Source organism: Xenococcus sp. PCC 7305, assembly GCF_000332055.1.
Classification (GTDB): Bacteria; Cyanobacteriota; Cyanobacteriia; order Cyanobacteriales; family Xenococcaceae; genus Xenococcus.
Window position 1 is genome coordinate 17041 of the sequence record NZ_ALVZ01000147.1, and the last position, 12134, is coordinate 29174.

Sequence of the window (12134 nt, forward strand, 5' to 3'; positions counted from 1 at the left end):
GTACAACAACCTTACTTTATTTTTTTAAAATAAAATACAACCCAGTTAAACAGTTGTAATATCTTTCTCTTTGACTGCTAGGAGAGCATCAATTTTTTTAGTATATTCGTCAGTAACTTTTTGAATCTGATCTTGCATGTCTCGGGATTCATCCTCCGAGATCTCGCTGCTTTTTTCTTGCTTACGAACTGCGTCCACAGCATCCCGACGAATATTGCGCAGTGCAACTTTTCCTTCTTCTGCCAACTTACTTGCTACTTTAACCAATTCTTTACGACGATCTTTGGTTAGCGCAGGAATAATCAGACGGATTTTCTGACCGTCATTATTGGGAGTCAAACCAATATCTGACATCGAGATCGCTCTTTCGATTTGTGCCATACTGCCTTTATCGTAGGGCTGAATGGTAATGGTCGTCGAATCGGGGACACTAATATTCGCCAAAGATTGCAATGGAGTTTCGCTCCCGTAATAATCGACCATCACCCGATCTAAAAGAGAAGTACTAGCTCTTCCCGTCCGAATTGTATTAAAAGACCTTTGAGTTGCTTCAATAGTCTTTTCCATATTTGATTTGAGTTCAGTTAACTTCACAAGAGCCTCCTACAATAGTCCCCACTGGTTCCCCTTTAGTAACACGAACTATATTACCGTTAACTAAGAGGTTAAAGACCACAATGGGAATTTTATTTTCTTTACAAAGCGCGATCGCTGTACTGTCCATCACTTTAAGTTCATGGGTTAACACATGATTATAGGTAATACTTTGATAGCGATGGGCATCGGGGTTTACTTTGGGGTCAGAGTCATAAATGCCATCTACCTTAGTTGCTTTAAAAATAGCTTCGGCTTCAATTTCTGCTGCTCTTAAAGCTGCTGTGGTGTCTGTTGTAAAAAAAGGATTACCTGAACCTGCACCGAAAATAACCACTCGGCCTTTCTCCAGATGACGAATAGCGCGACGGCGAATATAAGGCTCGGCGACTTCTTTCATCTCGATCGCAGTTTGAACTCTCGTGGGAATTTCAATGCGCTCTAAGGCATCTTGTAATGTCATTGCATTCATCACAGTGGCAATCATGCCAATATAGTCGGCAGTAGCCCGATCCATGCCTGCTGCTGAGGCTTTTACTCCACGAAAAATATTGCCACCACCGACTACAATTGCAGTTTGAATCCCGCTGTTGACTACTTCCGCTATTTCTTGAGCAATATCGGCTACTACCTTGGGATCAATGCCATAACCCAGATCACCCATCAAGGCTTCGCCACTTAGTTTCAATAAAACCCGCTGATAACTCATCTGTTGGAACAATGACCTCGATCTTGCTTGTTTTTTACCTCCCCATAAGATAGCAGTTTTTAGTTAAATGTCATGAACAGAAAAATGAAATATGCTTCTTTCTTGCAAAAAAGACTTTTTCCCAAACTTTTGTCGGGTTTGAGTGTCATTATTTGCCTGCTGGCAGTTGGTACAGTTATTCGAGAATTTAATGACACAGACTGGCAAAATGTTTTCATCAGTCTTAACGAGATTTCTCTAGTTCAATTAGGGCAGGCTTTACTTTTTGTAATTGGTAGTTACAGTGCGATCGCCTGTTACGATATTCTTGCTTTTCGTTATCTCAAAAAGAATTTAGCCAAATCAAAACTTGTTTTTGCAGGTTTAATCAATTACGCTATTAGTCCCAATATCGGAGTTGCCTTTCTAACAGGGAGTTTTTTACGATATCGTCTCTATTCTCAATGGCATATTTCAACTTTTGAGGTTGCCAAAATTATTGCTTTTACCAATTTAAATTTATGGGTGGGAATGATTCCCCTTGCTGGCATTATCTTAACGTTTTCCTCTCTAAAGTTGCCTTTTGATGTCAATTTACCAATCCTGCAAAATTATTCAAACAGCTTGGGGATTATCCTAGTAATTATCAGTTTAAGTTATCTATCATTAACTATTTTCCTCAGGAAAACCATTTACTGGAAAAAACAAAAGCTTCAATTACCAAGTTTCACTCTTTCCTTAACCCAAATTTTAGTGTTTACCTTAGATTGGGGATTTGCTGCTTTAACTTTGTACTATTTATTGGATCTCCCAATTGCTTACCCTTATTTCTTGGGAGTTTATATTATTGCCATGTTGTCGGGATTGGTGAGTACGCTTCCTGGAGGTTTAGGAATATTTGAAGCTGTTATCATATTTTTCCTAGAATCAAGACAGACTAAAGAAGTTTTACTAAGTCATTTGTTGATATTTCGTTGCTTATACTATTTTTTACCCTTTGCGATCGCTGTCTTGGCATTAATTATCTTTGAGATGCGTCAAAATTGGCACTCTAAGAGGTTTTAGAATTGGTCGTGGTACCAACCTACGTTCATAGACGTAAAGATCATTTTTAATTCCCTTTGCGTCTTTGCTAGGTGCGCGTTCCCTTGCGGATTTCCAATTCCGCGGGGTCGCACCTCTTTGCGCGAGGTGGCTAAATCAAAAGTGAGAAAAATACATATATGTTGCCAAGGAATCTAGTATCCTCGCACCGACATTACCATCCCATTCATCAGATTCTCCAGGCGCGACTTCACAAAGATCGAAGCCAATAATAGTTTTCCCCGACCTGAATAAAGTGCGCATTAAATAGATGGCTTGATTAAAATCCAACCCGCCAGGAACAGGAGTTCCGGTATGGGGACAAAATGCGGGAGCTAGACCATCAATATCAAAACTTATATAGACGGCTTCTGGCAGACTAGCAATAATGTTCCCGCACTGCTTTGCCCAATTCATTCCCGAATAGGCATTGTCTTTTAATTGCCAGTCATCAAATACCGTAATTCTGCGATCACGTTTAATAGTTTGAGCCTCTGCTTCACAAAGATCCCGAATCCCCACCTGCACTAAATGAGTTATCCCCTCTAGCTGCAAAGCATTATGCATAATAGAAGCATGGGAATAGGTAAAACCCTCAAACCCTGGACGCAAATCTGCATGGGCATCAATTTGTAAAATGCCATACTCCTCATGTTTTTCTGTCAAAGCTTTCAGATAGCCGAGGGGAACACTGTGATCTCCACCGACTAACCCAATTAGCTTATTTTGGGCCAGTAGATTCTTACTCTGACCATAGACCCAATCATTTAAATATTCTGAAGCTTGATTTACTCTGAGTAATTTTTGTTGAATATCTCGGTCTTCAATATCACCGCCCTCTTCTAAGTGATCAATCACCTCTTCCGCTATGATACGAATGCGATCGTTTTTAGCCTTAATATCTGGATTGATCGGCACCGTTCCATGAAGAATTCCCCAAGCCTCAGGCATCTCGAAATCGTAGCCATCCAGCTGATAGGAAGCCTCTAAAATTGCCTGGGGGCCGTTCGCGGTTCCGGCTCCGTAGGAGGTCGTCACATCCCAAGGTACAGGAAGAAAAACAACTTTTGCTTCTTCAGGAGCGATCGGGTAGCCAAAGAAGTTGCTATTGCGAACACAGACATTATTCAAATCGAAGGTACTCTGCCCTGGAAGGATGGAGCCTGCTCCAACTTTGTCAATTTTTTGCTGACTCATTTATTTGCTCCTACCCATTACCCATTACCCATTACCCATTACTCTCAAAGACTTTCCATTACAAACTTGACCAAAAAAGGCCAGATCTGCGTTGCATCGGCACGAATCTCACTAAAAGAACCATTAATATCCATTTTTCTCCAGGACATACCTTCTGAATAGGTGCAGCCTGATAAATGGCCATAATACATCGGATCTGGACAAATTCGGCAGCCATAAGAAAACTTGCGCTCAGGCAAATTGGCACCTGTGGATTCATTCAGCCATTCCACCAGAGGCGGAACATTTTGGATAAAATTTCTCGGGACACCTCCCCCAATGGTAAAAATACCAATCTTGGGAGAATTGGTGATCATGTCTACTAAGAATTCGGTGTCGAGTTCCAAATTCATAATGATCGGCTTGCGACCTTTATTTTTTCGCTCATAATTGTCCAAATAGACATCGTTGCCTAGTTCCGAATCATGGAAAGCTGGCACAAAAACCGGAACCTGCTGCTCATAAGCAGATTTTAAGATACCTCTTTCCTCAGGATGTTGGATAGCCAGATACTCACCGATTATCTGATGAAAAAGCCTGGGGCTTAAGTGCTGTTGTTCGTCGTACTCAGCAAAAATTTTGGTGATTACTTTGCCAATATTATCAAGATTGGTTTCCGGCTCTAGGGTGTCGGTGACCCGATTTAATTTCCGATCAGCTAAATTAGCATCATCTTCATTAGGGTCATATTTAAAATGTTTTAAGCCGACACTTTCCACCAGACCATGAGCCATTAAGGCCCCTGTACTACAGATAGAGTCAATTATCCCCAGATCGACCATATCGCAAATAATCAGACCCATTTTGGCGATCGTCATTGCTCCGCTAAGGGTCAGAAAAACCTTACACTCAGGATCTTTTACCATTGCCAGTAAGGTATCGGCTCCTTTCGTTATTTCTTCAGCTAATCCACCATAGACTTCTATTTCCCTGATAAATTGAACTATCTTGGTCTTGTTTCCGTTTAACTTCTCTTCCAGACTAGTAAAAATAACTGGAATAACAAATTTGGGATCGCAGAAGACTACATTGGGAAAATAACCATCTGACAATTGACCAGGTAAAGCCATACCAAATTGATTGATAAAAATTACCTCTTGTGATCGCTGGGATAAAATGGCAGCAAAACTTTCTGAATAAGCTCCAATAATAATTAACTTATCTGGAACAATTGATGTTGAGACATAATCTTGCTGCGAAATTATTTGAGCGAGCCAGTTTCGCCGTACCATTTCCTCGAGTAATTTTCCCAGAGGGCTATCTAACTTGCCGTCATAGATAGTAACTGGAGGATTTTGCTGGGTAATCCAATGGCTAAGTTTTACTGTTACTTCCCCCAACATCCTCGCCCCAAAAGAACATTGATTCATTCCCTGAACAATCTCACCTACAGAATCACATTGTTGAAGGTCTAATAGTTTCAGTTCTTTGCGGTTTACTAACATTGAAGTCCTGGTTGATTTTCGAGATTAGAGTTGACTTTATGTATTAAATATGAATTTTCGCCTCAATACTGTACTATGTTTTTGCAAGCTCGTGAATAGTTAACTAAAGATTACTTAAGTACTAAAACTGGAAGTACAGTCTTATGTCTACATTAAATCTGGACTTAACCTCTGAAGAGATCCCAGAATATGGGCAAGAATCTTGGACAGTAGAAGATAGCAAAAAGCTCTATCATGTTCGAGGATGGGGAGAACCGTATTTTTCTATTAATAATGCGGGTCACGTCACCGTTGCCCCTCAAGGTGATCGCGGTAAGACTATAGATTTGTTTGAACTAGTGCAGTCGTTAGGCAAACGCAAGCTCACAACGCCGTTGTTGGTTCGTTTCTCCGATATTTTAGATGATAGAATAGAACGCTTAAATAATTGCTTCTTTCAGGCGATCGCCACTTACAATTATCCAGGAATTTATCAGGGTGTGTTCCCGATTAAATGCAATCAACATCGTCATCTAGTTAAAGATTTGGTGCATTTTGGCAAATCCTATCAATTTGGCTTAGAAGTAGGGTCTAAACCTGAGCTGATGATTGCCTTAGCAATGTTAGACTCGCCTTCCCATAAATCCCCAGAAGACTCGCAGGCATTGCTCATTTGCAACGGATATAAAGATCAGCAATATATAGAAACTGCTCTTTTAGCCTCTAAGTTGGGACCAAAACCGATAATTGTCATTGAGCGCATCGAAGAATTGTATCTTGGGATGGAAATTGGTCGTAACCTCGGCATTGAGCCAGTCTTCGGCGTTAGAGCTAAACTGAGCAATCGGGGCACGGGACATTGGGGAAATTCGACGGGGGAAGGCAGCAAGTTTGGTCTGACCATTCCCCAAATCCTCGAAATGGTGAGGCAACTTCAAGCAACTCAAATGCTACATTGTCTGAAATTGCTACATTTTCATATTGGTTCTCAGATTTCTGCGATCGCTGTTATCAAAGATGCAATTCGAGAAGCCAGTCAGATCTACGCTCAACTAGTCAAATTGGGTGCAGCCATGGGCTATTTAGATGTAGGTGGTGGTTTGGCTATAGATTACGATGGCTCCAAGACCAACTTCCACGCCTCGAAAAACTACAATATGCAGAATTATGCCAATAATATTGTTTCTGGGGTGCAAGAAACCTGCCATAAAGCGGGGATTCAGGTGCCAGTTTTAGTGAGCGAAAGTGGTAGAGCGATCGCATCGCACCAATCAGTATTAATTTTCGATGTCCTAGGCTCTAGTGGTCTTAAATTGCAGCCACCGACCCAGGTTGAGGAACCACAACATTTAGTTATTCGTAATCTATGGAAGACGTATAAAAATATTTCAGCGGATAATTATCAAAAAGCCTATCGAGACGCGATCGCTTTTAAAGAAGAGACGATTAGTTTATTTAGTTTTGGCTATCTCAGTCTCACGGAAAGGGCGATCGCAGAACAATTATATTGGGCTTGCTGTGGAAAAATTTGGACAATTATCCGCTACCTAAAAGATGTCCCCAATGATCTCCAAGATTTGGCCAAGATGATGGCATCTATTTATTATGTCAATCTGTCTGTTTTCCAATCAGCTCCCGATTCCTGGGCAATTGATCAAGTATTTCCCATTATGCCGATTCATCGCTTAGAGGAAGAACCCCAAGAGCATGCTATCTTGGCGGATCTTACCTGCGACAGTGATGGCAAAATTGACCAGTTTATCGGTTTGCATGATACTAAAAATGTTTTGGAATTACATGCCCTACAGAGTAATGCCGAATTATCCTGTGCTCCTTACTATTTAGGAATGTTCTTAGTGGGTGCTTATCAGGAAATTATGGGCAATATGCATAACTTGTTCGGCGATACTAATGTGGTACATATTCAGATGACCGCCAACGGTTATGAGATTAAACATGTTGTCAAAGGAGACACCATCACCGAAGTCCTGGGCTATGTGCAATATGACGGAGCAAAGTTGCTTGAGACAATGCGCCTTCGTAGTGAAAAAGCTTTGCAGGAAAATAGAATTTCTCTCGAAGAAACTCAGCTGCTATTACAAAATTATGAGCGCAGTCTGATTAATTATACTTATCTTGAGCAGTGAACAGGGAATTTTCATCAATGATCTATTTTCAACAGCTATCAAATTTTTCCGCAGGTAGCATGATTCTATAAAAAAGCCGGAGCATGACCCCGACTTTTTTCGTATTATTAGGCTGGGTTTTGAGTTAGAATTTGTGGGCGTGTAGTACTTCCATCACGTCACAAAGATAGGCGATACCTGAATAATCGTCGAAAAACTGTGCTGCGACTTCATCCGAAATCTTCACTGCCATCTCCCGATTTGGGGTAAGCACCTCGAACTTTATATTCAAAAAGTCATCGGATGAAACGGCAGGTTGCCCCGACGAGGGAACGTTGCGACTACCTTTCCCCCCAGCCGGCACTACCGTATAACCGGTCGCCCCAACTTCGTTGATAATCTTGGCAATCTTTTTCAGCAACAATTTTTCCGTAACGATAACGAGTTTGGTAGCTTGCTGAGTCATTTGTTTTACCTCCTGAAGCTTATAGTTATTAGACTTAATAGTCTCGTGTTTATTGTCCTAATGTTGGTCGTGGGGTCAGGGAAGCATAGGTAGAGTCCTGAACCCTTATGGAATTAACCGCCCAGCGCCTGGGCAAGCCCGATGAACAGGGGGATTCCTATAGCAAGTGCCACTGGAGTGCCGACGGCTGTAGATGCGCCAATGTAAGCTGAGGGATTGGCCTTAGGAATTCCAGCTCGTAGAGTGGGTGGCCCTGAAATATCCGAACTAGAGGCTGCAATGACAGCCAGAATGACCACTCCGCCAAGGCTAAACCCCGTGATGTAATGGGCAATCATCCCAAAACCGAAGGCGATGAGCCCATGTAGCAAAGGTGCGACAAAAGCATATAGGGCATACCATTGGCCTACCTTACGTAGCTCGCCAATTCTTGCTGTAGCCTCCATCCCCATAACCAGCATTAGGATTGAAAGCAGACCGCGGAAGAGAGGATTGAAAAAGCTCTCATAGACACTTTCTGGACGAGTTAGCACCCCTAGAGCAAGACCAAGAAGTAGTGCGGATAGGGCAGAGCCTTGGAGGCTTTCTTGGATAATGGGCCAAATCTTGACTCGCTCACCTTTGCTATCACGCTGGGGATAACCGCTGGCAACAATTTCCTGGTTGCTGGGATACCCACTAGCAGTAACAGGCTGTCTACCGAGATACTCCTGCTTGCTGAGCTGCTCTTCTGCGGCACGGCGCTGCTTTCGCTTGCTTAGATACACGCTAGCCAAAACGATCGCGGTTACGAGCGCTGGAATATCCATGAAGGGATAGAGCGCGGCAGCCCAGGGTTCGTAGGTGAGACCTTCCGTTTCCATCAGCGTCAGGGCAGCAGCAAGGGTCGAGCCACTCACGGCACCGAACAAGCCTGCTGTCGCAATGCCATCGACAGTTTTGACGCTTGGCAGCTTGGCTAAGGTGTAGCGCCCGATGAACACGATTAGCATACCCACTACCATAGCGAACAACGCGGGTAACAACATCTCCGCCAGATTGGCATTTCGGATTGCAATGCCGCCGCTCAGGCCGACTTTTAGGAGCAGCATGAAGACAATAAACTTGTAAATTGCATCTGGAATTTGCAGTCGGCTATTGACAGCAGCAACGACCATACCACCAATTAGAAAGCCGAGTGTCGGGGACTGTAACTTCCCGAGAAAGAGCGACAAGAAATCGGACAAAAAATCCACGGTGTAATTCCTCTCTCATTAATTTAATAATTTTATACTATTGGCTACGCAAAAAACTGACCGAATTCCCCGAATTTGAGATGTAATTGCTCTATAAGATTAACAATCTAAACTTATGATTTAAGCTGGATTTATATTTAAATGTGAACAATTGTCAATCTATTCCGAAAGGAAATGAACTGGCAGGATCATTGCGTAAGTCTTCTCCAGAGATAGTTTCAGAAGCTGGGGGCAGGTTTGCTACATGCTTGGGGTTGCTTAAGAAACTATGGGACGCGCCATAGAGTGCAGACCACAGAATTGCCACTAGAAGACCAACCCCAATACCCCAACTAAACGCCCAAATATGGGAAGGTTCTAGAGTAAACCGCAAGTGGCGATCGCTATCGTAAAAATGGACAGCCCACCCTTCGTCGGTGGAGGGTCTCGTCTTTGTCTTATTCATGATGGTTTTCTTATATGTTCAAAATAGATATATTTAAATGTATACAAAAACTCTCTGCGAGAAAATAGATTCATAAAACCTCCTAGAATCCTGTTTGTTTTTTAGACTTGCTGTTTAAATTAATTCGGACTTAGCTGAAAACCTAAGGAAAAACTATGATTTTAGCTATTGATAGACAAAAAACTATTATCAAGTGCTTGTTCATTTATCTTAGTCTATGTTATAAGTATTGCATCAATCAAAATCATTGACAAATAAAAATTACTTATCTGAAAAGTAAGAATTCTTTAAATTTATCTGTGCAATTGAAAGATTTGTTTTGCTTATGAAATATAATATTTTTTTATATAAAAAGTATTGAAATATTTTGTTAGCTTATGAAAAGTAGAGGGCTCTTGCAGTGAAGATGTTCCCCCTAATATCAAATTGGAAAATCAGGAGAACCGATTCATGGTTACATTAATCAATACTCAACCAAAAACTTCATCTACTGCCAGACTGACGATACAAACTCTTGAAATCGCGTCTAACACCACGGCCATGCGTTGTCTTGATTGGGATCGCGATCGCTTTGATATTGAATTTGGCTTACAAAATGGGACAACCTACAATTCTTTTATTATTCAAGGGGAAAAACTTGCTTTAGTTGACACTTCCCACGCCAAGTTCCGTCAGCTTTACCTGGATCTCTTGACAGGCTTGATCGAGCCGACCCAACTTGATTACCTAATTATTAGTCACACCGAACCCGATCACAGTGGCTTAGTCAAAGATATTTTGGATTTAGCTCCTCAGGTAACAGTAGTCGGTGCGAAGGTGGCGATTAAGTTTTTGTCCGACATGGTGCATCAACCATTTAACTCTCTAATCGTTAAAAATGGCGATCGCCTGGATTTGGGAGCTGGACATGAACTGGAGTTTGTTTCCGCACCCAATTTACATTGGCCCGACACAATTTTTACTTACGATTATCAGACACAGATTCTCTATACTTGTGATGCCTTTGGCATGCATTATTGTGATGAGCCAGCTTTTGATGAGGACTTATCCTTAATTGAGGCCGACTTTGAATACTACTATGACTGTCTGATGAAACCGAATGCCCGCTCGGTAATCGCTGCGATTAAAAGAATTGGCAAATTAGAATTAGCAACTATCGCCACAGGCCATGGCCCTCTGCTAAAACACCATCGCACCGAACTGGTAAATCGCTATCAACAATGGAGCCAGACTCAAACTAAGACTGAGACTTTGGTCGCAGTGTTTTTTGCCGAAGACTATGGTTATAGTGAAGAACTAGCTATAGCGATCGCCCAAGGAGTCCTCAAAACAGGAGTGGCTGTAGAATTGGTCAATTTGAATGATACTGAACTTCAGTTTGTTAGGGAATTAGTTTCCCAAGCCCGAGGTTTAGTCATCGGGATGCCCGCTCAGTCCAACTCTGAAGCGAATACGATTCTCAATACAATTTTGGCCGCAGCTAGTGGTAAACAATCTCTAGGCTTATTTGAATCTGGCGGTGGAGAGGATGAACCTATTTATCCCCTGAGAAATAAGTTCCAGGAAATTGGACTAACCGAAGCATTCGAGCCGATTATCGTGAAAAATGCTTTAGATCAAGCGATTAACCAAGTTTGTGATGAGGCGGGAACCGATTTGGGACAATGGTTAACTCGCGATCGCACAGTTAAACAAATCAAAGCTATCGATAATAGTTTACAAAAAGCCTTGGGCAGAATTAGCAATGGACTATATATTATCACCGCAACTAAAGGCGAAATTTCTAGTGCCATGGTGGCATCTTGGGTAACCCAAGCCAGTTTGACTCCCTTGGGTATCGCGATCACAGTAGCTAAGGATCGGGCCATTGAATCTTTCCTCCAGATCGGCGATCGCTTTGTCCTAAATGTTTTAGAAGAAGGCAATTACCAGCATTTGATCAGACATTTTCTCAAGCGTTTTCCCCCTGGAGCAGATCGCTTTGAGGGAATTAAAACCGTACCTGCGAACAACGGTTCACTAATTCTTGCTGAATCGCTAGCTTATCTCGAATGCGAAGTTACTAGTCGCCTCGAATGCAGTGATCATTGGATTGTTTATAGTACAGCCCAAACTGGCAGAGTTGCCAAATTAGATGTCCTGACCGCTGTCCATCATCGTAAAGTTGGCAATCACTATTAATCAATTTGGCTTAGATACTGGGAGAAATACACTCAATGAATAAAGCTTTCCATAATCACCAGGATATGACCATAACTCCCTGGTACAAATGGCTCAATAATGGTGGAGTAATTAAGATTTTGGAATTTATCCAAGACTTCATAATTGTCTCTCTCTGCATCGGTCTATTTGGCTTTATGATTCTTCAGTTACGAGAGATGTTTGTCTCTCTACTGCCCCCTTTAAACTTTACTAGAGTCACGGCTGATATCCTGTTTGTGCTGATTTTAGTCGAGTTATTTCGCCTCTTAATTATTTATTTACAAGAGCGCCGGGTTTCTATTGGCGTTGCTGTCGAAGTTTCCATTGTCTCGGTTTTACGAGAAATCATTGTCAAGGGGATTCTCGAAATTCCTTGGAGTCAGATCTTGGCCACTGGTGCTTTTTTATTAGTTTTAGCAGTCTTGTTAGTAGTACGAGTTTGGCTTCCTCCTACTTTCGAAGGTGTTGACCCCGAGCAAAAAATATCTGCGAGGTACCAACAAAAACGTCAGTTCGACAAGGTAGAGAACAATCTTGTTTAACGTCAGTTCGACGAATTTTCCTTTTGATTAAATTTTCCAAGTTGAACAACGAAGTAATAGGCTTTTCCCCAGATCCCCAAATCCCTAAGTCCC

11 protein-coding genes are annotated in these 12134 nt (G+C 41.9%); 4 read left to right on the forward strand and 7 right to left on the reverse strand.

Annotated elements, in window-relative coordinates:
* Nucleotides 1-45: 45 nt before the first annotated feature.
* Together frr and pyrH are read right to left on the reverse strand one after the other, a co-directional pair.
* Nucleotides 46-594 carry a ribosome recycling factor gene (frr, locus tag XEN7305_RS08675; RefSeq protein ID WP_006509022.1) on the reverse strand — a complete coding sequence of 183 codons (549 nt, stop codon included), beginning with the start codon at nt 592-594 and terminating at the stop codon, nt 46-48.
* The gene (gene pyrH / locus XEN7305_RS08680; protein WP_006509023.1) at nt 581-1303 is read right to left on the reverse strand and encodes a UMP kinase; all 723 of its coding nucleotides are present in this window, start codon (nt 1301-1303) and stop codon (nt 581-583) included. Before pyrH ends, frr begins: the two co-directional genes overlap by 14 nt.
* A gap of 72 nt (nt 1304-1375) precedes the next feature.
* On the opposite strand from pyrH, the gene XEN7305_RS08685 reads away from it, so the two are divergent.
* Nucleotides 1376-2347 carry a UPF0104 family protein gene (locus XEN7305_RS08685; RefSeq protein ID WP_202951254.1) on the forward strand — a complete coding sequence of 324 codons (972 nt, stop codon included), beginning with the start codon at nt 1376-1378 and terminating at the stop codon, nt 2345-2347.
* Between the two features lie 135 nt (nt 2348-2482).
* Here the strand turns inward: XEN7305_RS08685 and XEN7305_RS08690 are convergent, their stop codons facing one another.
* Both XEN7305_RS08690 and XEN7305_RS26545 read right to left on the reverse strand, forming a co-directional pair.
* On the reverse strand, nt 2483-3562 hold the full coding sequence (locus XEN7305_RS08690) for an agmatinase family protein (protein WP_006509025.1): 1080 nt from the start codon (nt 3560-3562) through the stop codon (nt 2483-2485).
* 44 nt (nt 3563-3606) lie between these two features.
* Nucleotides 3607-5046 (reverse strand): deoxyhypusine synthase family protein, encoded by a 1440-nt coding sequence (locus XEN7305_RS26545; protein ID WP_006509026.1) that lies wholly within the window; start codon nt 5044-5046, stop codon nt 3607-3609.
* A 143-nt stretch (nt 5047-5189) separates the two neighbouring features.
* On the opposite strand from XEN7305_RS26545, the gene speA reads away from it, so the two are divergent.
* Nucleotides 5190-7172: a biosynthetic arginine decarboxylase gene (gene speA / locus XEN7305_RS08700; RefSeq protein ID WP_006509027.1), complete on the forward strand. Its 1983-nt coding sequence runs from the start codon at nt 5190-5192 to the stop codon at nt 7170-7172.
* A gap of 124 nt (nt 7173-7296) precedes the next feature.
* On the opposite strand, the gene XEN7305_RS08705 is transcribed toward speA, so the two are convergent.
* From XEN7305_RS08705 to XEN7305_RS08715, 3 genes are all read right to left on the reverse strand, one after another.
* Nucleotides 7297-7617: a hypothetical protein gene (locus XEN7305_RS08705; protein WP_006509028.1), complete on the reverse strand. Its 321-nt coding sequence runs from the start codon at nt 7615-7617 to the stop codon at nt 7297-7299.
* A 113-nt stretch (nt 7618-7730) separates the two neighbouring features.
* Nucleotides 7731-8852 carry a sodium-dependent bicarbonate transport family permease gene (locus XEN7305_RS08710; RefSeq protein WP_006509029.1) on the reverse strand — a complete coding sequence of 374 codons (1122 nt, stop codon included), beginning with the start codon at nt 8850-8852 and terminating at the stop codon, nt 7731-7733.
* A 154-nt stretch (nt 8853-9006) separates the two neighbouring features.
* A complete protein-coding gene (locus XEN7305_RS08715; protein WP_006509030.1) occupies nt 9007-9297 on the reverse strand; it encodes a hypothetical protein in 291 nt (96 codons plus the stop codon).
* Nucleotides 9298-9747: 450 nt separating this feature from the next.
* Here XEN7305_RS08715 and XEN7305_RS08720 point away from each other — a divergent pair, with 450 nt between their 5' ends.
* Nucleotides 9748-11478 (forward strand): diflavin flavoprotein, encoded by a 1731-nt coding sequence (locus XEN7305_RS08720; protein WP_006509031.1) that lies wholly within the window; start codon nt 9748-9750, stop codon nt 11476-11478.
* A gap of 65 nt (nt 11479-11543) precedes the next feature.
* On the forward strand, nt 11544-12041 hold the full coding sequence (locus XEN7305_RS08725; RefSeq protein ID WP_052035155.1) for a phosphate-starvation-inducible PsiE family protein: 498 nt from the start codon (nt 11544-11546) through the stop codon (nt 12039-12041).
* Nucleotides 12042-12134 lie beyond the last annotated feature (93 nt).

Bases quoted from the DNA above. Each gene is read 5' to 3' on its own strand.
- XEN7305_RS08715 (WP_006509030.1), bottom strand. From the start codon at position 9,297: ATGAATAAGACAAAGACGAGACCCTCCACCGACGAAGGGTGGGCTGTC.
- XEN7305_RS08705 (WP_006509028.1), bottom strand. From the start codon at position 7,617: ATGACTCAGCAAGCTACCAAACTCGTTATCGTTACGGAAAAATTGTTG.
- XEN7305_RS26545 (WP_006509026.1), bottom strand. From the start codon at position 5,046: ATGTTAGTAAACCGCAAAGAACTGAAACTATTAGACCTTCAACAATGT.
- pyrH (WP_006509023.1), bottom strand. From the start codon at position 1,303: ATGAGTTATCAGCGGGTTTTATTGAAACTAAGTGGCGAAGCCTTGATG.
- XEN7305_RS08685 (WP_202951254.1), top strand. From the start codon at position 1,376: ATGAACAGAAAAATGAAATATGCTTCTTTCTTGCAAAAAAGACTTTTT.
- XEN7305_RS08690 (WP_006509025.1), bottom strand. From the start codon at position 3,562: ATGAGTCAGCAAAAAATTGACAAAGTTGGAGCAGGCTCCATCCTTCCA.
- speA (WP_006509027.1), top strand. From the start codon at position 5,190: ATGTCTACATTAAATCTGGACTTAACCTCTGAAGAGATCCCAGAATAT.
- XEN7305_RS08720 (WP_006509031.1), top strand. From the start codon at position 9,748: ATGGTTACATTAATCAATACTCAACCAAAAACTTCATCTACTGCCAGA.
- XEN7305_RS08725 (WP_052035155.1), top strand. From the start codon at position 11,544: ATGACCATAACTCCCTGGTACAAATGGCTCAATAATGGTGGAGTAATT.